General features: G+C 42.2%; 21 protein-coding genes and 1 tRNA gene. 9 read left to right on the top strand and 13 right to left on the bottom strand.

The genetic code is table 11. From position 1 onward, the window contains the following. Positions 1–239 precede the first annotated feature (239 nt). Complete coding sequence (locus ACZ449_RS20135) at positions 240–1,157, bottom strand: bifunctional helix-turn-helix transcriptional regulator/GNAT family N-acetyltransferase (RefSeq protein WP_464257840.1); 918 nt, start codon at positions 1,155–1,157, stop codon at positions 240–242. 553 nt (positions 1,158–1,710) lie between these two features. Between ACZ449_RS20135 and ACZ449_RS20140 the strand changes: the two genes are divergently transcribed. The 4 genes from ACZ449_RS20140 to ACZ449_RS20155 all read left to right on the top strand — a co-directional run bounded on the left by ACZ449_RS20140 (position 1,711) and on the right by ACZ449_RS20155 (position 4,119). Then, the gene (locus tag ACZ449_RS20140; RefSeq protein WP_464257841.1) at positions 1,711–2,634 is read left to right on the top strand and encodes a LysR family transcriptional regulator; all 924 of its coding nucleotides are present in this window, start codon (positions 1,711–1,713) and stop codon (positions 2,632–2,634) included. Between the two features lie 183 nt (positions 2,635–2,817). Next, on the top strand, positions 2,818–2,979 hold the full coding sequence (locus ACZ449_RS20145) for a hypothetical protein (protein ID WP_169717580.1): 162 nt from the start codon (positions 2,818–2,820) through the stop codon (positions 2,977–2,979). A 36-nt stretch (positions 2,980–3,015) separates the two neighbouring features. After that, on the top strand, positions 3,016–3,420 hold the full coding sequence (locus ACZ449_RS20150) for a CidA/LrgA family protein (RefSeq protein ID WP_464257842.1): 405 nt from the start codon (positions 3,016–3,018) through the stop codon (positions 3,418–3,420). A 3-nt stretch (positions 3,421–3,423) separates the two neighbouring features. Continuing rightward, the gene (locus tag ACZ449_RS20155; protein ID WP_464257843.1) at positions 3,424–4,119 is read left to right on the top strand and encodes an LrgB family protein; all 696 of its coding nucleotides are present in this window, start codon (positions 3,424–3,426) and stop codon (positions 4,117–4,119) included. Between the two features lie 357 nt (positions 4,120–4,476). Here ACZ449_RS20155 and ACZ449_RS20160 read toward each other — a convergent pair whose 3' ends face one another. From ACZ449_RS20160 to ACZ449_RS20180, 5 genes are all read right to left on the bottom strand, one after another. Continuing rightward, a complete protein-coding gene (locus ACZ449_RS20160; RefSeq protein ID WP_464257844.1) occupies positions 4,477–4,650 on the bottom strand; it encodes a hypothetical protein in 174 nt (57 codons plus the stop codon). Between the two features lie 414 nt (positions 4,651–5,064). Then, positions 5,065–5,970: an ATP-binding protein gene (locus ACZ449_RS20165; protein ID WP_464257845.1), complete on the bottom strand. Its 906-nt coding sequence runs from the start codon at positions 5,968–5,970 to the stop codon at positions 5,065–5,067. Positions 5,971–6,292: 322 nt separating this feature from the next. Next, positions 6,293–6,382 (bottom strand) — tRNA-Ser (locus ACZ449_RS20170). A 4-nt stretch (positions 6,383–6,386) separates the two neighbouring features. Continuing rightward, positions 6,387–6,836 (bottom strand): tRNA adenosine(34) deaminase TadA, encoded by a 450-nt coding sequence (gene tadA, locus ACZ449_RS20175; protein WP_464257846.1) that lies wholly within the window; start codon positions 6,834–6,836, stop codon positions 6,387–6,389. 214 nt (positions 6,837–7,050) lie between these two features. Next, positions 7,051–7,650 (bottom strand): nitroreductase family protein, encoded by a 600-nt coding sequence (locus tag ACZ449_RS20180; RefSeq protein ID WP_464257847.1) that lies wholly within the window; start codon positions 7,648–7,650, stop codon positions 7,051–7,053. A gap of 278 nt (positions 7,651–7,928) precedes the next feature. On the opposite strand from ACZ449_RS20180, the gene ACZ449_RS20185 reads away from it, so the two are divergent. Continuing rightward, entirely contained in the window at positions 7,929–8,987 is a 1,059-nt protein-coding gene (locus tag ACZ449_RS20185) for a PocR ligand-binding domain-containing protein (protein ID WP_464257848.1), read from the top strand. A 26-nt stretch (positions 8,988–9,013) separates the two neighbouring features. After that, entirely contained in the window at positions 9,014–9,502 is a 489-nt protein-coding gene (locus tag ACZ449_RS20190; RefSeq protein ID WP_464257849.1) for a chemotaxis protein CheW, read from the top strand. Between the two features lie 103 nt (positions 9,503–9,605). Here ACZ449_RS20190 and ACZ449_RS20195 read toward each other — a convergent pair whose 3' ends face one another. Continuing rightward, positions 9,606–10,490 (bottom strand): EamA family transporter, encoded by an 885-nt coding sequence (locus ACZ449_RS20195; RefSeq protein WP_464257850.1) that lies wholly within the window; start codon positions 10,488–10,490, stop codon positions 9,606–9,608. Positions 10,491–10,505: 15 nt separating this feature from the next. Beyond that, the gene (locus ACZ449_RS20200) at positions 10,506–10,946 is read right to left on the bottom strand and encodes a YaiI/YqxD family protein (protein ID WP_464257851.1); all 441 of its coding nucleotides are present in this window, start codon (positions 10,944–10,946) and stop codon (positions 10,506–10,508) included. A 792-nt stretch (positions 10,947–11,738) separates the two neighbouring features. Here ACZ449_RS20200 and ACZ449_RS20205 point away from each other — a divergent pair. The 3 genes from ACZ449_RS20205 (at position 11,739) to ACZ449_RS20215 (ending at position 16,085) form a co-directional block, all read left to right on the top strand. Then, complete coding sequence (locus tag ACZ449_RS20205; protein WP_464257852.1) at positions 11,739–12,992, top strand: ATP-binding protein; 1,254 nt, start codon at positions 11,739–11,741, stop codon at positions 12,990–12,992. Between the two features lie 167 nt (positions 12,993–13,159). Next, entirely contained in the window at positions 13,160–14,335 is a 1,176-nt protein-coding gene (locus tag ACZ449_RS20210; protein WP_464257853.1) for an N-acyl amino acid synthase FeeM domain-containing protein, read from the top strand. Beyond that, entirely contained in the window at positions 14,328–16,085 is a 1,758-nt protein-coding gene (locus tag ACZ449_RS20215; protein ID WP_464257854.1) for a B12-binding domain-containing radical SAM protein, read from the top strand. Before ACZ449_RS20210 ends, ACZ449_RS20215 begins: the two co-directional genes overlap by 8 nt. Before the next feature lie 93 nt (positions 16,086–16,178). Here the strand turns inward: ACZ449_RS20215 and ACZ449_RS20220 are convergent, their stop codons facing one another. The 5 genes from ACZ449_RS20220 to ACZ449_RS20240 all read right to left on the bottom strand — a co-directional run bounded on the left by ACZ449_RS20220 (position 16,179) and on the right by ACZ449_RS20240 (position 21,806). Next, the gene (locus ACZ449_RS20220) at positions 16,179–17,381 is read right to left on the bottom strand and encodes a GGDEF domain-containing protein (protein WP_464257855.1); all 1,203 of its coding nucleotides are present in this window, start codon (positions 17,379–17,381) and stop codon (positions 16,179–16,181) included. Between the two features lie 112 nt (positions 17,382–17,493). Next, positions 17,494–18,123, bottom strand: coding sequence for a DUF3786 domain-containing protein (locus ACZ449_RS20225; protein WP_464257856.1), 630 nt, complete (start codon positions 18,121–18,123; stop codon positions 17,494–17,496). 39 nt (positions 18,124–18,162) lie between these two features. Further along, a complete protein-coding gene (locus ACZ449_RS20230; protein ID WP_464257857.1) occupies positions 18,163–19,236 on the bottom strand; it encodes a sugar ABC transporter substrate-binding protein in 1,074 nt (357 codons plus the stop codon). 28 nt (positions 19,237–19,264) lie between these two features. Next, positions 19,265–20,293, bottom strand: a complete 1,029-nt coding sequence (locus ACZ449_RS20235) for an ABC transporter permease (RefSeq protein WP_464257858.1) — start codon at positions 20,291–20,293, stop codon at positions 19,265–19,267. After that, entirely contained in the window at positions 20,259–21,806 is a 1,548-nt protein-coding gene (locus ACZ449_RS20240) for a sugar ABC transporter ATP-binding protein (RefSeq protein ID WP_464257859.1), read from the bottom strand. The genes ACZ449_RS20235 and ACZ449_RS20240 overlap by 35 nt, the downstream gene beginning before the upstream one ends. Positions 21,807–21,822: the final 16 nt, after the last annotated feature.

Here is a 21,822-nt window from a genome sequence, read left to right on the forward strand (position 1 = left end):
GAGAAACACGGGGACAGGGAGAATGTTTTAATTATTCAACTATCAACCTAGAAACGGTGTCCCTGTCTCCGCGTTTTGTTCATACAAATATTACCAGTCTGCTTCATTATTTTCAAGACACCCACTATATGATGTACCCTTAGCTTGGCGCACGGACGGTGGTATCGCCTTAATCTCAAGACAGTTCTTCCGTCCCCTTGTCTCTTGTGATGATCCCGGCGTATGCTGGGATTTTTGTTTTATAAAATTGCCTCCCACCGTTCTTCCAGTAAACCCTTTTTCCAGGTATCATTCTCAACCTGTTGTGTTACTGTAAAGCCAAAGCTTTTATATAAATGACAGGCCGCATCAAGACCTTGGAATGTCCATAATACTACTTTGTTATATTTTTTCTCATTGCAATAATCCATAGCTGCTTTGATCAAGCGCCGTCCCAAACCAATACCGCGAAATTCCGGCTCTATTAGAAACCATCTTAACTGAGCCGTTTCCTCGTCTAAGCCAACCATCCCAATGAAACCAGCAACTTTATTGTTACCCTCTGCTATCCATATTTCTCCAATTTGTTGATTTTTAGCGTATTTTAGGAGACTCTCCATGACATAGCGCTCAAACACCACAGGGTCTAAATGATATTCCTGGTGATATAACACACTATGCCGGTAAGCAATATACCCTAAATCTCCTGGTATCCCAGTACGGATAGTGATTGACCTACCACTCTGATGGGATAAAACGGCCTGAATCCCATCCATGTAATTGATCAACTCTTGTTGCTGCTGCATTGGAATTGTCTCCAGTATCTTAACTATTTGTTGAGTTGATGTATCTGATAAGTGCTTAACTGTTGCTTTTCCCATGGAAGTTAACGATAATTCCTGCGCCCTGCCATCTACCTCTGACCTTGATTTTACAACCAAATTTTCTTTAATAAGCCGGGTAAGCATCCGGCTCAAATAGCCTGGGTCAATTTGCAATAATTTGGTTAGATCACTTGCAGTACACTGATCAGCCTTGTCTATTTCCAGTAGCACTCTGGCTTCTGCTAAAGAATACGGGCTTTCCAATATTTTTTGGTTAATAAGACCAATAAAATTAGTATAAAACCGGTTAAATTCCCTAATCGCAACCGCCCGCGCACTAAGCTTCTCTTCCACAAAAACCCTCCTGCCCAACGTAGATAATTTCACTTATAACCAAATTATAGTAAATATAATTGACAAAGTCAACTATCCTATTTGCCTTTAGAAGTAACTTTTGCCTAAATACAAAGTTAAACCCCTGCCTTCCCGGCAGGGGTTTATGTATATGGTGCTTACGTATGCGCGCTTATTCATTTCAATGTTTCGCAACCCTCGTATTCTATAGAGGACACCTATTACATATCTAGTATTGCCAGTTTAAAGTCACTATATTCATAGAATCTAAAAATAGATTGCATCCTCGTAGTATATCCTTGGTTTTCTACCGTTTTCTCTCACCTGCCTACCTTTTATCAGTCAGCAGCTAATTTGCAAATAAGTCAATTTATTTATATAACTCAAGCCTGACACCGCTTTTCTTTTCATGGGTGCTTGCCCCTGGATTTAGTTATTTTCATTGACACGATCTATTTAATCTATATAAAATATATTATTCGCATTTGTTTTTTACATATGAAGTGTACCGGGCTGTAAAGCTCGCTGCCGTGCGAAATGAGGAGCATTGATTATGGAAATCAGACATTTGGAGTGTTTTATGGCGGTGGCCCGCTGCGGGAATTTCACAAAAGCAGCCGAGCAAATTCATATCTCCCAACCGTCAATTAGTAAAATGATCAAAGAAATAGAAACGCAAATAAACATTGAATTGTTTTATCGTGATACCAAGCATGTGGAACTGACCGATGCCGGCATTGCCTTTTTGGAGCAAGCACAGCAAATTGTTGTGTTGTTTGATAACCTTACTACTAACATCGATGGTTTGTTAGCGGAAAAGTCGGGTAAAATCCGCATAGGTTTTCCGCCGATTACCAGTGTAACTATGTTCTCACAAGTGCTGGGGGTTTTTAAGAAAGAACATCCTAATATTGAATTTCAGTTGTTTGAGTTTGGTTCAATAACAATTGAAAAAAGTATTCAAGAGGGTGAATTGGATATCGGTATAGTATCGGCACCGGTTACCAATGAAGAATTATATGAGATGTTTTGGCTTACACGTGATTCGTTGGAAGTGGTCATGCATCCCGAACATTCTTTGGCAGCCCATTCAACAGTTGCTATATCCGATTTGGCGGAAGAATCCTTTGTGCTGTATAGCAGAGATTTCCGGCTGCATGACCAGATTATTGAACGTTGCCGTAGTGAAGGCTTTGACCCTAAAATCATGTTTGAAACTTCACAGTTAGAATTTATGATTCAAATCGTCGCTGCCAATGTGGGAATTGTCCTTTTGCCAACCCGCATTTGCCGTCAATTGGATAGCAGTCAGGTAGTCAGCAGGCCGTTGGCCGGAAAACCGATTCACTTGCAATTTGGAGTTATATGGAAAAAAGGCCGCTATCTTCCGCATTCCGCCCGTCAGTGGATTCAGTTTGCCCGTACTTTTTCTGGTTTTAAAGATATGGATATTGATATTATTGCAAATAAAAACTGAGGCTGCTCCTGCAGTCTCAGTTTTTATTGTTTTTACTAATTTTCACACTGATCAGAATTATATAGACTCATTCTCAATGAGAATAGGCCTATGCGTAACATATATTTCACTTGCACGAGCGATGACAGTACAATAAAACACAACACAAGAAATTGTGCGTAATTAAAGGAGGCTATCTATTATATGAGCACTGCAACTACAACTGTACTGGGCCCGATAAATACTCAGGAGCAAGCTGAAACAAAGAAATATGACGCTGATAACACCACTGTTGCTACAAAAAAATTTATTTCGCGTGATATTACCCGCGAAAAATGGTTCTGGGAAATTGCTGTTCCGTCTTAAGCAAACCATTTTCCATATTCTATGAAAATAGATTGTATGAAAACAGCTACAGTGTCGCCGGTATTTCTGGCAAAGGCCAAGATGCTTTTAAAAATTGTTGCCCAAATAAGTTTTTTAGTGGTAATCGCCTGGCTGGGCAATTTCATTTCCCGGCATATAGCCTGGGGAATACCGGGAAATATCCTGGGTATTGTCTTTTTGTTTATTGCCCTGGAATTACGAATTTTGCCGCTTAGCTGGGTTGAGTCCGGAGCCAACCTATTAATTGCCGAATTGGTTCTTTTTTTTATTCCCTCAGCGGTTGCTGTTATTCAATTTGAGCCGCTACTGAAACAAAACGGGTTAGCGTTCTTTTTGGTTATTACCATTAGCACGCTAGGCGTTATGCTGGTAGTAGGGACTATAACAGAAACACTCATGCGCTATCGAGAAAGAAGGTAATCCATGTTTGCACTGATAAGTGTCTTTATAACAGTTATACTCTACAAGTTGGTGCAGCATTTTTATCACCGCTATTCATCAGTGTTTCTGCTGCCAATACTTAGTTGCCCAATTCTTCTAATTGCCGGCTTGAAGCTATTTGATATTTCCTACGATTTGTATGATCCTGGAGCTTCTTGGTTAAGTTCTATGCTACAGCCAGCAACGGTAGCTCTGGCTGTACCATTATATAAATACAGAAGAATCCTCCGGTTCTATTTGCCAGAATTTGTCGTTAGCATTGTTTGCGGTGCGGTTTTTGCCATGGTATCCTCACTGCTGATTTCAAAGCTATTACATTTAGATCCTCAGCTGATGGAGAGTCTTGCACCCCGCTCTATTACCACTCCGCTTGCTATTGATGTGTCCAGACAGCTTGGCGGAATTCCCTCGCTCACAGCCGCCTTTGTAATTTTCACAGGTATTACCGGCAGTATCCTGAGCCCCTTGGTTTTCCGCTGGCTGAAACATGTCAGCCCCATAACAAAAGGCTTAATTCTTGGTGTGTCCGCTCACGGAACAGGTACTGCCAAAGCGCAGGAATATGGAAAAACGGAAACAGCCATTGCCAGTCTGGCAATGATATTCACAGGCATTATTACAACCCTCCTTGCCCCTGGGTTTGTACCGTTTCTATTGCAGCTACTGGGTACAACCTAAAGTTTATACCTTAATCCCTAAATCAACGAGGCATCCAATTACGCTAATTTTTTTAGCGCAATTGGATGCCTCTATTGCATGTATAGGCTTTGATACAACAGGATTGAATATTACGGTCTGGCAGAGCCACGATTCCGGTACGGCGTAAGCCTCGCGCCTATAGAAGGTTTTCACTTTGTTCAGGAATACTCCATAAATGACGATACATATCGCATCGCTTATCCGCCTTTTACCTTTCTCTAAAAAAAGAGAAAGGTAAAAGGCTATTCGATTTCCAATTGTCAGACGGTATAGCAACAAAACGCTTACCAGCCTGTACAATAAATTGGTAAGCGTTTTGCTAAGCCCATTTGTTTATTACTTCCTGGTAAATCCTAAAAATATGAGCTTGGTACCAAATCCTCCGGTCACTGCGTCAATTTTGGCGTTTGTTCGATAACTGACTGCTTTATGAACATAAGCAGTCGCTCCATCGATATTCATATTTTCGTATTCGCCTATTTCAACCGCTTCCGGTATGCCCCATCGCACGGACGGGTAGTCTCTCGACTGAGCTCCGCCTCAACTAAAACAAATATGTTTCTCCAACTTGACGGTGACGCTGTTACCGTGATCAGCGATAATTTTTTGCGCTGCTGGGGTTATTTTCAGACTCATAGTACGCACCTCGTTCTATTACTATTAAAATCTTGCTAAAATGACTTTCACTATTTTTATTTTCCTATTTTATATTAACCTGTTTAAATTCAATTTTACAGTTAGAGGAGGGACAATCAGGAACGTCCCTCTATACCCCTTGTATAACACATTTGATTATAAAAGTGGTAGATCCTTCAGCATTATTGATTTGTCTTAATGGCTATCACGTTTGCCGTTATCTTTTATTACTCCTTGTTGGTTATTTCGGGGTCAAAATCGGGTCAAAAATCGGTCAGCCTTATCTCGTTACTCTTCCCGAAATCTAATATATTTCCGGTTTCTTCCACCCCCGACCGATACCAAAATATTCTTATCCACAAGTTGCTTTATAATGCGTCCTGCCATAGTTTGCGAAATGGCTAGTGCCTCTTCGACATCTTTACGTCCAATGACTTTCTTTTTGTCCACTAATTTCAATATGACCTTCTCGCTATCATTCACATCATGAGCGGGTAAAGTTATATTTCGATTGGGCAAAACAATCTTAAAGGCATTATCCGATAACTCAATCTGAGGCTTAATAACGTTTTCCTGATAACTATCCATGATTTTTTGTATACCAGTGCCATACGCCTCGATTAACTTTAGACGATAAAATACCGCTGCTAATTTTTCATTGCGGCATTGTGATACCCCAAAAAGAATATCATTTAAAGTTAGTCCATTAACCAACCCGCCCAAGGATACAAATTCTATCCGATCTTCAAAGATGCTGATCAGGGTACTGCCGCTAAAAGAATACTCACGATGCACCAAAAAATTTAAAAGTGCTTCCCTTACAGCCTCTTCAGGATAATCCCGCCGATCTATCCGGTGCAGTTTCAAAAATTCAGCTCTAGTCTTATTATATACCTCAATAAAACTGTATGCATCATTCATCTGCTGCAAAAGTGAACCACTAAATTCCCGTCTGTCTTTGAATATTGATTTGGTCGTTCCCTCAAAAGAAGCTGCCTTAATCGTATGCACACACTGTTCTGACAACAGAAGACCTAGATTCGTATAAATTCTTTCTGCATTCATAATTCCAAGCATTATCATTTGGGTTTCACCAAAAGCAATATCTCGTGCTTTAAACTCGTCAGTTGCAGCATGAAAAGTCAAATCTTGATTAAGCGATCGCATATCTTCAAATGCATCACCATCAGACACATTCTAACACAAGAGAGCAGAAAACTGTTAGATAAGTATCAGGCCAACCACTTATTGTCAGCAGGAGAAGATATCAGTTATGTATCACGGAGATTAGGACATTCTGATATTACCATCACATATAACATCTATTTCCATTTGATACCCCAGGAAAAAAGAAAAGCCCTCGAAGAATTCGAGAAGCGTCTTAAAAAAAATAAAAATGTTTACAAACGTATACCCACTGTTTTTTCGCCTTCAATGGATGCAAATTCGGATACAAGTTAACCATAACTAAGAAAATTAAGGTGGCTCTAGATATGCTCTAGAGCCGCGAATTTACTGGCGGAGAGGGTGGGATTCGAACCCACGGTCCCTTTGACAGGACACTTGATTTCGAGTCAAGCACCTTCGACCACTCGGACACCTCTCCATATTTATTTTCTGCGCATACGGAAGAACTTTTTCATAATACTGGAGCATTCCTCAGTTCGTACTCCAGCGGTTACTTCCAACCGATGGTTGAGTGCAGAATGTTGTACAATATTGAAAAGAGATTCAACTGCTCCTGCCTTGTAGTCCGGGCTGCCATACACCAGCCTGTCAACACGACTCATGACCAGCGCACCAGCGCACATAGGACACGGCTCTATCGTAACATAAAGTGCGGCTCCCGTCAACCGCCAGCGACTCAGCTTTTGGCAGGCTTCTCTGATCACGATGACCTCTGCATGGGCGGTAGAGTCATTCCAGGTTTCGCGCATATTGTGTCCACAGGCAATAACCTGGTTGTCCATAACCAGAACAGCCCCAATCGGAACTTCTCCAAGGTCAAAGGCTTTTTGCGCCTCTGCCAGCGCTAGACCCATATAGTAATTATCATCCATTTGCCTCACCATCGTCAAAGCCTTTTATAGTTACTTTTGCTATTATATCCTGCTGCTCGGAAAAAATCAATATCTTACACCCTGGATAAGTTTAACTAAGCGTTAGCAGGAAATACCCAGCTAACGCTTACTCTCATTTACGGTCAACTATCCGGTCTCGGACGCTGTTACTTTTTGGCAGAACAGGCCAGCCCCTGCGGTTGTCGTTCTTTGCTTATTTAAAAATTTTTATGCGTTCTTCCAGCGGCTGAAACTCTTTTTCCCCTGGTGCTGCCGTAGGTTTACCAAATGGCATCTGTGCAATCAGCTTCCACTCTGTCGGAATATTCCACTCTGGCTTGACAACCTCCTCAATAAGAGGATTATAATGCTGCAATGATGCGCCAAAGCCTTCGTTCTCCAGCGCCACCCAAATCACATGCTGCAGCATACCTGCAGATTGATTAGACCAGATGGGGAAGTTGTCACTATATGTTGGAAATTTCTTTTGGAGACTTTCGACAACTGTTCTATCTTCAAAGAAGAGCACCGAACCATAACCATTAGTAAAACCATTGATTTTTTCTTCTGTCTGGGCAAAATTTTCGGCTGGAACTATTTTTTTAAGCTCATTTTTGACAATGGCCCATAGTGTATCATGGTGTTTTCCTAAAAGAATAACGACTCTGGCACTTTGAGAATTAAATGCTGAGGGCGTATGCTTGACTGCCTCCTGGATAACCTGGTGAATACGTTCATCGGTGATAACAGCCTCTTTACTAATGCTGTAAAAAGTCCTTCTGTCTTTCACTGCTGCAAAATACGTTTTCTCCATGCTCTTGTAACCCCCTATTGATTTTTAATATTATTTAAGATTGTAGCTGTCTTACTATTTGATATTCTTCGCCATGCTACGCCAACTTTCCTTGTTGATTTTATTATTAGCCCAAAAAGCCTTGGCAATTTAATCAGCTTAATAAATTTGATTATTTTAAAAATTCCAATTTATTATGATAAACCAGAAGGATATGATACCTCTTTGGTAGAATTTAGCGCTATATAGGTGATGGACTTTGCCACTGTCTTATCAATAAACTACTAGGAGGAATGATTATGAGTCAGCAAGGACCTCAAAACAGAGCTACTGCTTATGAAGTAAATTTGGCCACTCTCAAGCTAACCGATGTAATCGATATTGATTTTCTCCAAAAATTTCAGGATGATTTTGCTAAAGGCGTTGGTGTAGCCAGTGTCACCGTTGACCATGATGGCAAACCGGTGACTAAGCCCAGTATGTATACAAGATTCTGTATAGACTTTACTCATTCAACCGAATGTGGCGACAAGCGCTGTGCAGAGTCTCACCGCAAGGGCGGCGAGGAAGCGTTACGGACCGGCAAGCCTTTTGTGTTCGAATGCCATGCAGGGTTGATTGACTTTGCTGCTCCGATAATCATCGAAGGAAAATTGTTGGGAACAATCTTAGGCGGCCAAGTTCTCACAGCCAGTCCTGAGGAAGAAAAATACCGAAGAATCGCTGGCGAAATTGGTGTTGACGCCAACGGTTATGTTGAAGCTACCAAGGAAGTACGTATTCTGTCAAGAGAAAGCATTGAAGCAGCTGCCAATGTGCTTTTCACAGTTGCTAACAACATGTCCAAGAATGCTTATCAGCACCGAAAACTAAAAGCAGTAGCTCTGATATTGGATGACAGCCTCCACCAAATTTCAGCCACAATGGAGCAATTAGCCGCATCTGCCGGTACGGTAAGTGATAATCAGTCTAATCTAAATTCTGAAATTGGCAATGTAAGTTCTGTTACCGGCGAAATTAATAGTGTTATGGACTTAATCAAAGAAATCGCCGATGAAACCCGCCTCTTAGGCTTAAATGCAGCCATTGAGGCCGCCAGAGCAGGCGAAGCCGGTCTGGGCTTCGGTGTTGTGGCGCAAGAGATTAGAAAACTATCAGCAGACTCCAAAGCAACAGTTGGTAAAATCAAAGAATTTACCACCCTAATCAGAAATTCCGTTGACCGCACTGTTGCTATGGGCAGTGAAACCGCGTTAACAGTTGAACAACAAGCAGCAGCTATTCAAGAGGTAACTGCCAGCGTAGAAGAAATTACTAGTATAACCGAGCAATTAACAGCTTTGGCTAATGAGACCTGATTTAGTGAGGAAGGAGGAATAAGCTTATGGCAAGCATCCAGCTAGTCATTTTTGAAATTGATGGTAGTGAATACGGTATTGATGCCCTAACTGTCAATGGGATTTTACGCGCCCAAAAATATAAAATACAAAAAATACCTGGTCTTCCCCGCGAAATAGAAGGCATGATCAATCTCCGCGGACAAGTAAACTACATCTTCAACTTACGAAATAAATTTGGGTTGGCGGAAATGGCTGACGCCGAAGATAGCAAATTTATCATGTTGCACATTGCTGGACAGGTTGTCGGCTGTATTGTCGATGAAGTAACAGATATTGTTCATTTTAACGAAGATGATTTACAAGCAGCCCCCACTCTGTCAAATAGCCAAAGCGTAAGCTATATAAAAGGAGTCGGCAAGGTGGATGAGCGCATGATTATTATTCTTGATCCTGTTCAACTGTTATCTACCACAGCAAATTCAGATTTAGAAGCTCCCTTGTTAAAACTATCTGATTTAGCCATTCCCTCTTAAGTGCGGAGAAATTAACGATACTTCCCTACCATATTTTAGACAAGCGCTACTCCCCGAAGCTTATGAGCATCTCCTGCGACGATTATGTCGCTAAAGGGGCTGCTCATTTCTTATTAAATCGCCATCTGCTGCCAAAAACATGCACCACTAGACCAGTCATAACAAGCATGCCCCCAACCCCTTGCCATAGCGAAATTTTTTCTCCCAACAGCCAAGCTGAACTGCTCATACCTACAATTGGTACCAATAGCGCGAGCGGGGAAACCACTGCAGCCGGGTAACGCGAAAGTAACTTTCCCCATAAACCATAACCAGCCAAGGTAGCCAGATAGGCCAAATAGACAATCGAACCCACACTTGTCCAGGTAGGCGAATGATATGCAATCACCCAAGTATCATACCCTTCTAGTATCAAGGATAATAGGGCCAACGGCAAAATAGCAACTGCGCCAGCCCATATTATCAGTGAGACCATTGAAAATGAAGCTACTCCTAGGGTAGCGCGGCGCATAATAACGTTACCTATACCCCAGCAAACGGCAGCAGCCACCGTTAGTCCAAAACCGGCGAGTGTCATCTCGCCCCCCTGCAGCGAGCCGATAATAACCATGCCACTGCCTGACACGATAAGACCTGCCAAATGGTTCCACTGCCAACGTTCACCCAACCAAACCACACCTATCAACAAGGTGAAAAATGCCTGGGACTGCAGTACCAGCGAAGCCAGGCCAGCTGGCATACCTACCTTCATCCCCATAAACAGCAAAGAAAACTGTCCCACATTGATCGATAGCCCCAAAGCAATTAACCAAGACCACGGAATGGGGGGCTTAGGAAAAAAGAAGATGGCCGGAACGCAAGCGAAAAGAAACCGCAGCGTTCCTAGCAGCAACGGCGGAACATCCTGCAAACCAATTTTGATAGCAATAAAGTTTAACCCCCATAAAACAACAACCACTATCCCAATACCTATATCGCGTTCGCGCATTATTTACGCTCCTTACTACTCACATAATATAGTAATTATCCGTTCAAGCTCAGCCTCAAAATGGTGATCATCTTCCCGTGTTCTTTTACTAGGCCCTTTCGTTCTCCCACCGCCGCGGCGAAACTTGGCTTTTAGTTCCCGTTCTTCCAATAAGAACTCAATTTTTTCCGGACGATATTCCCTGCCTGTCGGGCTGAGACAATATGCTGGCTTTCCCAGTACCATCGAAGCTAATCCCCAATCCTGGGTTATAATGATGTCACCTGGATCGGTTACGTTAATTAGCTTAATATCAGCTTCCTGAGAAGCACTACCAACAATTATATGATTGTCTGATACAATATTGTGGTTAAAACTAGCCACCGTCCAAACAGAGATGCCATATTTGTGACCCATTTGAACACATATCTGCAGAGCGGCCTTGGGACAGGCATCGGCATCAATTAAAATTTTCATATAATTCTCCCTTACTTACACAATACTGCCCTTCTCTTTGGCTATAACGCAAAAGTCCCGCGTGCGATTAAGCCTCCAACTTAACACTAACCAATACCCTATATACCATAAGAAAAGTTTTCACTAGTAGCAGGCAACTTATTAACTATCTAATTATACCAATAAAATAGGCACCTGTAGACAAAATACGTCTACAGGTGCCTATTTTTTATCCGCCACCAGTTCAGGCTGTAGACGAGGGACAATAGTTTATTATTTATACGCGCAGATACTTTTTAATCATTTGCCATAAACTCTCATATTTCGCAACTGATGTTTGTTACACTTAAGGAAATATGTAAATAAATGAAAATTAAAATGTGGTAGCTTTTGTGATGAGGGGGATTTCTCATGACTTTTTACGAGCTTTCGATTCTTGCAACTCTATCAGCCACGTTCGCAGTGATATGTGTTTATGTCTTTTTGTTTTCTCTTTACCGCCAAACCTATATGGGTTTGTGGGCCATTTTCTGGCTTGTCCATTTTGGAAGTCAAATCCTATACCGCACTCCTCTGCACCATATGCCCCTCATAATTCAATTAGTTATTCAAGTAGTATCAACCACCAATTATCTATTATTAATGTTTGCCACAAGTATGTTTCTTGGGCTAAAGATGCACCGGAGTCGGTATTATAGTGTTTTCGGAGTAATCATCTTATCTGTCATTACCATTTTTCTTGATGCTCCCTTTCTAGTTAAGGCATTTCCCACCTGCATTTACGTAGCATATGTAAATCTTTGGCATGGGTGGATGTTTATACAGCACCTCGACACCAAGGGCTGTAGTAAATACCTTGTCGGAGTTGCGTTTATCGGACTGGGAATACACGCCATCGATATGCCACTACTTATTACCGTTAGCTGGTTTGCACCCTGGGGATTTCTAATCAGCGGCACTCTCCGATTTATCATAGCCCTCGGTATTTTAATGCTTTATGTGGAGCGAAATTTTCGCGATTTGGTAGTAAAAGAGAGGCAATATCGTTTCCTGGCCGAAAACGCAGCTGACACCATTTACCTTTACAAACTCAAACCATCGCTCGGGTTTGACTACATTAGTCCTTCTATCACCAAACTAACTGGTTACCATACCGAAGAATTCTCTGCGTCACCTGACCTACTTTTTTCACTAGTCCACCCAAGCGATGCTTTTTTGGTGGAACAACTGGTAAACGACCCAATCACCGCCTCAGACAACCCCTTGATCATACGCCTTATTCGGCGTGATCACGCCTTGATATGGGTCGAGCAAACAACCGTTCCAATTCTTGATGATAGCGACACATGTACCAGTTTTGAGGGAATCATCCGCGATATTACTGTCCGCAAGGAATTAGAGCAGGATGTTGCTCGCCTGGATCGGCTGAACACGGTAGGGCAGATGGCAGCAAATGTGGCCCACGAGATTAGGAATCCTTTGACAACAGTGAAAGGATATTTGCAATTTTTTCAGAAAAAACCAAGCTTTTTAAACTACCAGGAACAGTTTGAGCTATTAATCAGTGAACTTGATCGATCTAATCTAATCATCAAAGAATACCTATCCCTTTGCAAAAATAAAGCAAGAGATTTAAAGCCTACTCAACTTAATTGCGTTATTCAAGAAATTTACCCATTACTAAAAGCTGCAGCAAATGCTTCGAACAAAGATATTCAATATAGTCCAGAAGCTACACCGGAAGTATACCTTGATGAAAAAGAAATACGCCAACTAGTATTGAACATAGTCCGCAATGGCCTGGAGGCCATGGACCCCGGCGGAACAATTTCACTACGAACTTATGTTAAAAGCGGTGAGGTTATTCTGTCCATCCAAGACCAAGGCAAAGGAATCCCACAGCATATTCTAGAGGATATGGGAAAACCATTTTTGACCACCAAAGAAACTGGGACTGGTCTTGGCCTTGCCGTCGTTTACAGGATAGCTGCCGATCACAACGCCAGGATTCAAGTGGATTCTGGTCTGCAGGGGACGACTTTTAACGTCATATTTAAAGCTAAATAATCGAGAGATAGCATCTTATTACTCCAGAGTCCTATAAGGGACTCTTTTTTATTGTAATTTATTGCTATATTTTCAACAATGTGGACGTCAGAAGAGGTGGTGGTGCCTTTGATTGTATGACATTTTCCAACAGCTTGATGTAAACAAAAGAAGGAGATGCTTCTATCATGAAAACCAACAAGACCCGAATTCCCTCCAACAGCCTACCTAATTGCCCAATACAAATTCACGTGGCTACCAAGCCCTGGGAAAAGCATGAAGTCTACCGATTGCGTTATGAAGTGTATGTCCAAGAAATGTCCAAGCCTCTAGCAGCACCCACAACTAATCAGCTTTATGATTCTCTCGATAATCAGAGTATCCTGCTGTATGCGCAAGCAGGCAGCAATATTGTTGCTACGCTGAGGCTTACCATCGCCGTTTCGAACGACTATTCACCAGACTTAGCCGCGATATTTCAAATGCAGAGGTTCAAGGTAATCTACCCCGATCTCCCCCATCCCAGTTTTGGTCTTGCTACCAAGCTAGCTGTTATTGCGCAATACCGCAATTCACCAGCACTGTTCTTGCTAATAACGCAAGCGTATCAAATTCTCCGTATGCAAAAGATACAATTTTGTTTTGGAGGATGTAATCCGTACTTGATTCCATTATACGAACGAATTGGATTTAGGAGAACCTCGCCAACCTTTACCGACCCAGGATATGGCCTTCTGGTTCCACTTGTTTTGGTTCTAGAAGATATAGATCATCTAAAGACCATCAAATCCCCACTTTACCGTCATGCCCGGAAGTATGCCAATGATTTTGCAATTGTGCATCGATTTTTGCAGTTATTCCCCGAAACTGCTGAATGTCCCAATACCCAATTAGTCACCCGTAAAATTTTATGGGAATATGTACAACGAAAACTAAGTACATCTCCCGCTCTAATTCCAGCATTTAAAAACATCGATAAAGTCAGCATCGGAGATCTTCTGTTGGCCGGAGTGATTTTCCACTGCGCCCCAGGCGACTACATTATCTACCAGCACAGCGTTTGCGACGATTTATATATTCTGATCTCAGGTTCTTTGCTAGCCACATCGCAGGCAGAATTGCGCACACTCCATCCAGGCGATCATTTTGGCGGTTTTACGCTTACCAACCAGATCAGACAAATGGAATCCGTGTCCGCCCAAACCGAATCCGATGTATTTGTTTTACCTCGACAAGCCTTCACACGCTATCAGCGCCTTCATCAACAAGCAGCACAAATCTTATTAAACAATCTAACAAGCATCCCTGAATTTGCTTATGCTTGCGCCTCATTAACTAATCAAGGAGGACAAAACCATGAATAATAGGATCGATTTATTATTGGTAAACAGCTTTGCTCCTAGACAACGAATTGCTTCTGATGCAGCATTAGAAAACGGATTGGCGGTGATACGCACCTATCTGGAAGAGCGTGACTTTAGCATCTATGTTGCCGACGAACAACGGGTCTCGCGCGTTGAGAGAGGCGTTCCTAAATGGTGCACATGGTTACTCCGCAATCTAGTAAAACTTCAACTAAATCAATATAGCAGTCGATTCAAAATACTAGCACTTATCGCCCTGCTGCTGGCTTGGCCACTCCAATCACTATCCCTTTATTTCCGCAAGAAATACATGGATAAGATCGTCGACAACATCGTCACTCTTGTAAAAACCGATCAGATTCCGTTTGTTGGCATAAAGGTTTGGGGAGGAGCCCCCTACGCCTGGAGTGTTCAACTTTCGAGGAGAATTCGGGAGGCAAGCCCCGAAACTGTGGTAATCGCTGGTGGCCCACATGTGAAAGTATACGGAGAATATGTGTTGGCTCAAGGAGAATTTGATTTGGCGATTATGGGACCTGGAGAAGAAATGCTGGAATATTTGTTAAACCAGCGGCGTACTGTTCCTACCAAAGCAGACTTCCTAAAACTGGTGCACCGGGAGATTGGACCTTCTCCGTTAATCAAAACAGGCCACTACAACGAACAAGGTGACTACATGTTTCACTCGTTTACCATTCCAAATTACAGAGCTGTAGACATGGCAGACAAGGTATGGTTTCATACCCTGGTCGATGGTCTAGGCTGCACTTGGAATAAGTGTAGCTTTTGCTCTCATACAAGGCAAAACACACACTACACGCCACGACCGTTGGCAGACATAAAGAATGAGATTATGACAATGACTAGCCGGGGTATTGCCTTCTTTCGTTTCAGCAGTTCCGAAACACCGCTAGAGCATGGCAGAGCAATCGCTCAAATGATCTTAGATAATGATATAAAAATCAATTATTCTATGTTTGCTCGACCGGGAAAAGTATCTGAACATGTCTACGAGAGCTATCGCTTGATGATTCGCTCTGGCCTTAGAGCCGTTTTTTTGGGCGGTGAAACAGGACACGATGAGATAAACGACAAAATCATGAACAAGGGAGTAGTAAGAAAAGACATCATTGACACAATACAATGTCTTAAACTTGCCGCGACGGCAGAAGGCGTGTCGTGCCAGATGGTGTTGTCAATGATTTATCCATGCCCTGTTGTCCCGGGAGTATCCTTAGAAGAAGTTTTTGAACAAAATGTAAGTCTAATTAAAGAAGCCAATCCTGACACTGTCATCATAAACCCACCCGGTGTATTCCCTGGAACAGTATGGTTTGATGAAAAAGAAAAGCTGGGTTTCAAACTAGGACAAAACTTTGTGGGTGAACTGATGAACTACGAATACTCCATTTATAAACCCGTAGAATTCTGGCGCAAGCTGGACTATACGCTCAATGATTTGGACATGCAAAAAATACTTAAGGAGATAAACCGGATGAATAAAGCTGTTATTAGCATGGGAATTCCTGTTAACATTTCTGACGACTACCTAATGATGAGCCAAGCCATTGGGTATAACTCCAAGACAGATCTTTTCGATTTCAAAAAAACATCATTTATCGATATCATCAGCGGGACTTGCAGCTACATTAAACAAATTACCAAAAAGATGAACGAGAGCAGCAAACTACTGGCTGCCGCAAATCCTGCAACGAAAATACGTTCACAAAAACCAGCGCTCAAAAAGTAAAATAGCTTGATCCTAGTCCCAATAGCTTAATCAAAAGGAACCGCCCATCCGGCGGTTCCTAATTTTTACCCTAACAGACATCTGTGTTGCTCTTTACTTACTCACACAGTTTCGCCCCTTTTCTTTGGCACGATAGAGGGCGGTATCAGCAGCTTTAATTACTGCTTCGGTTTCTTTATTCTTCTCGCTGCGTTCTGCCACCCCAATACTAATGGTCACAGACAATTTTTTGACAGATGGTTTGCGCTTAGTCTTTTTCACTTGCCGCTTCTGGTACGCATAGGGGGTTTTTTCCACCGCGATTCGCAACTTTTCTAGATGGGGGATGGCTTCTGCGCTGGTAGTGTAAGGAAATACTATCGTGAATTCCTCACCACCATAACGGAAGGCTTTACCGCCCCCTTCTACCTTTTTGAGCACAGCTGCCACAAGTCGCAGTACCTCATCGCCAGTATCATGTCCATAAGTATCATTAAATTTTTTAAAAAAGTCGATATCCACCATCGCAATCGTATACTCGCCCCGTAATTTCATTAGTTCTTCCTTAAGAGCGCGGCGAGCAGGCAAACCGGTTAGTTCATCCAAGTAAGCCATTGAATAAGAATCCCGGATCACCGCCATGATGAGTAGTATTCCAGCAGTGCCAAAGAAGATAGGGATTGCCAGCGGCTCTGTTTTTAAGTGCAGCGCCAGCAGGGAACCAGCCAGCACAACACTAAAGGTATTATCCAAAGACGAGTACTGTTTAAGCTGCTTTCTTACCAACAGCACACCTGCAACACTATAGGCTGTCAGCGCCAATTGCGGAACTGCGGTGATAACAGCCACATCTGCTGGCAGCGGCTCTAGGTAAAAAAAACTCAGCAAGGTATCGTCGTTCGAGGTAATTGCCAGTGCAATATAAAACAGTTGAGACCCAATAATACTAAAACGCCCTAATCCCCAAAAATTAAAAATGCCCCGTTCTTTTATTAAAGAAAAAACCAGTATATTTAACGGCAGCAAGATACAAATAACAGAATAAATTATCTTTGAAAAAGCGGGTATGCCAATAACAGTTACTGCTAAATCACTGAGAGCAACCTGCGAAATTGCAAGCGTGGTAATAATGAAAAATATTCGACTGCGATTAAACCACCAACTCAACACCAAGCCAATACCATATATGCCATAAGCAAAGTTTTCGATAGTAGCAGGCAACAAGTAATTATTCATAGTAAAGTACGAATAGGCTATACCCATGATCAGGAGTAACCCAACAGGAATTGTTGTAAATAGCGACATTATTTTGGCCATTGGTTATTGCTAAGTCCCTTCAAGTAATTATTAACTTTCTCATTATACCAATAAAATAGGCATCTGTAGACAAATATGTCTACAGATGCCTATTTTATTTACCTGACCGGCGCTAACAGCCTGCTGTCTGCGGCGCCAGCTTGATCAGCCTTTTGGCAAGATATTCTCCCAGGGCAATAACACTTTCGATATGCAAGAAGTGTTCAATGGAAGGGTCAAACAACATGGTTGCATTAGCTGATATTTCTTCGTCGCCCTCCCACAAAGTCACACGCAACGGCGTTTTCGGGAAGACGGGAAACCATGCGGCTACATCGCCAGCTTTGACCGGCTGCCCGCCAAGAATAACAGCGCACTCAAGAAATGCCCCAGTCTGATGTCCAAAGGCCTTAATCAAACCACAAATTGCGTCTTTATGAAAAGCGGGATAAAACAACATGCCTCCATTGGGTATCTCTTTCAAGCTTACCCATTTGCCTGCGACCTCTGCGGCTGATTGAAAAAAGGATAAATAGTGCAATACCAGTATAGCTGCACTAATCTCAGGTGTCTCACCATCGTTTTCGCGCACCAAAGTTTCCTTCGCCAAATCAACAATATAGTTCTCATTAAGAAAAGGCACGATAAATTGCTGCTTTTCTGGTAAATATTGCACCTGCATATGTAGGGCAATATCTGCCGGTTCTTTTTGTTTTAGATCCTGCCACCCCTTATCATAGGCCACACGGTAGTTGCTTTTCATCCTACGCCTTCCCTCCACATCAATCATTGGACAGTTTTCTTATTTTTTTAATTGATTCTCCCACAGCCGCGGGTCATCTACCTTTACTTCCAGTGGTACCAGCGAGCCCTTGAGGATCATGTAGGCGCCTTCATCAACAAACGGATTCTTGACAACTTTTGCCGGTGCCCATAAAGCATCCTTTTGTTCCACTGTATCACCAATCTTAGGAATGGGTTGATTCTTTTTAATATTATATAAATATTGTACAGCAAGTTCGGCAGAATCTTTAGCAGGTTGTTCTATGATTGCCAGTACCTTTTTGTCTTTTATCAAATCTATACCTTCTGGTCCAATGCAGATACCGGCAATACCAAAGTCCTGCGCCTTAAGGCCTGCAGCTTCAATGGCCGATACGACTCCAATACCCATGATGTCCGGTGTTTGCACATAGATTCCCAGAATTTCTTTCCCATATCTTGTCAACAAGTCGCTAGTCCGGTCATGGGAATCCGTGTTATTCCATTTACCTTCTCCCTGTACAATGGTTAACTGCGGATATTGGTCAATAACCGACTTAAAGCCGCTGGAGCATTCTTTGGTGAACATATCCCGCAAATCACCGGTTATTTCTACAACAACCCCCTGTGGGACATTGCCGCCATTTCTATCTTTGATACCTTGCACAAAGGCTTCGGCTGCTTTTTTACTGGAATCCTTAATATCAAACGACACGAACAAGTCTACTTTACCACCTTCAGGGGAAGTGTCAAGCGCCATAACCGGTATCTTGGCCTCATTTAACCGCTTAACCCCTGGAACAATGGCCTTTAAATCAACAGCACCGGCCATGATAAAACCATCGACATTCTGCGTGATAAAATTGTCCATTATCGACATAATCTTATCACTGTCGCCTTGGCCGTCCTTAATAACTATTTCAACACCTAACTCTTGTGCTTTTTTCTCAGCACCTTGAATAAATGCCTGGATATATGGTGTACTTATATCCTTAACAATCATACCAAATACTAGCTTCTTTTGTCCATCTGCCGGCTTTGTTTGCTGTGAACCGCAACCCACTAGCAGCAATGACAGCGTAAGTACGGCGATAATTACCTTTATCAACGACATTTTCAATATAATCCACCCCTTATTTCATTCACTGACCTGATGATATTACCGTATTATTTTTATGCTCTAATACCTCCTTCATCTTGGTCTGATGCAGTATGTTGTTTTTAACTTTTACCTTTACTCTATCTAATAGGATTGCCAGGAAGATCAATGCTCCTTCGGTTGCATAAACAAGGCTTACATTAACGCCCAGCAGATTCAGTGAGTTGGTTATCATGGCCAGCAGAATGGCTCCGCCGAACATACCAATAATCGTACCCTTGCCACCATCAAGACTTGTTCCGCCTAATATGGCACCAGCAAAGGCCACCATCAGCAAATTTTGCCCCATGGCATTAGAAATAGAGTCCTGCTTGCCTGCAGCTAACAGCCCGGCAAAAGCAGCTAACACACCACTAATTATGAAACCCATAATAATGATACGGTCAGTATTGATACCGGAGATAAAACTAGCTCGGGGATTGCCGCCTGTTGCCATAAATTGTCTGCCAAAAGTAGTGTATTTCATCACAAATTGAAACGCCGCAAAAATCAAAATAACCAAGGGAATAGCCACAGGCAGCATACCGTCAAATAGTCTTGCCTTACCTGCAAACGTATAGATTTCGTTTAACGGATGAATCGAAAAGGGTAGTAAAAATAGGACAAAGCCACGAAGCATAATATTGAGCGACAGTGTCTGTAAAAATGGATTAATCCCCACTTTGGTTACGCAATAGCCGTTGAACAAACCCACCAAGCCGCCAACTGCCAAAGTTAACACAATACACAATACCGGGTTTAGGCCGCCTGGTATTAGCTTAGTGGCTATAATCATGGTAACGCCTGGCGCAAATACAAGTATTCCTTCTAAAGATAAATCCATCTTGCCGATGATCAAAATAATACCCTCGGCCAACACTAGCATACTCATGATTGCAGAATGATAAAAAATGTTAACGACATTTTTTACTGAAAAAAACTGTGGAGTTATAAACACGTTCAGTAAAAAGAACAGTGCTACAATTACCCAGATTAAGTTATCTAGTAAAAATATTTTCCATTTCTGGGGCATTTACGACCTTCCTTTCTCCCTGCTGTGCATGATAGATTACCTTTTCATCAAATTCTTCTGCTGTAAATTCAGCGATTATTTTCCCTTGATAAAGTACTAAAATGCGATCACATACTTCGACCAGGTCTTCGATCCCAGGCGAGGTGATGATCACACTGGAGTATTTACTCATTCTATTTTTGATAATCGACAAAATACCTTCCTTGGCAGCAATGTCTACACCGCGAGTTGGCTCATCTAAGATGCACACCAGTGGTTCAGCAGCCATGATTTTGCCGACAATAACCTTTTGTTTGTTACCGCCGCTTAGCTCATTAACCTCCTGCTCTGGCGAGAATGCCTTGATATCCAGCATGTCAATAAGCCCAGCTACACAGTCATTTTCGCTAGCGGTCTTAATAACTGTGTTATGGCTAATGCGCGATAATATATTAAGCGTTAGATTTTCCCGCACACTTAAGCAATTAATCAGACCCTCTTTATCTCTGTCCTCAGGCAAATATAAGATACGGCTTTTAAAAGCCTCGGCTGGACTTTTAAATCTTCTTGTTTCATTTTTAATGGTTATCGATCCCTCATCTGCCGGATCTATCCCCACAATTCCCTTAAATATTTCGGTCCGTCCACTGCCTCGCAGCCCGGCAAACCCTAAGATTTCGCCTTTTTTTAACGAAAAGGTAATGTCCTGATATTGTCCGTACTTGGTAAGATTATTGACCTTACATACAACCTCTTCTGATTTCGCTTGTGTTACCGGCAAATCATTGGTAACCACAGTACTGGTATAACCATCACCGACAATCAGGTGAGATAATTCCTTTTTGCTCAATTGAGCACATTCCTTAGTTATAACCGCTTTCCCATCACGGATAACTGTCACCCTGTCGCAAACGTTAAGCAGTTCGTCTGTCCGGTGAGAAATATAGATAATGGTACAGCCTTCGCTTTTCCTTTTCTGGATAATCTCATACAGCAATTTTTCATCATCCTGGGTGAGGGATGCCGATACCTCATCCAGAATAATAATTTGGGACTTTTCCACATAACAGGCCTTGACAACCAGCAGCAGTTGCTGTTCACTTATCGATAAATCACCGGCATTCATACTGGCATCCATGTTCAGACCAGCTTTACTGATAATGCTCTGCGCCATAGAATTGATCTTATTCCAATTGATAAAAAAGCCTTTACTGGCATAATCGGGCATAAATAGATTTTCAGCAATCGTACAATCCCGGATAACCTGCGGTTCCTGGGTGACAATCGAAATAAGCTGATCTCTGGCATTGTTTCTTGACAAGGTTTTGAAGTTCTTATCCCCAATCACTATTTCACCGCTTGTCGGTGAGATAATCCCCGCTATGATACTGACAAGCGTTGATTTGCCTGCACCATTTTTACCGATAATGCCATGTACTTCCCCTTTGCGCACAGCAAGGTTTACGCCTTCCAGCGCAATCGTGCCAGGGTATACTTTGGAAATATCTTTTAATTGTAAGATACTGCTTTGCATGTGTTATCTCCTTGAA

The organism is Desulfosporomusa polytropa (assembly GCF_055380075.1).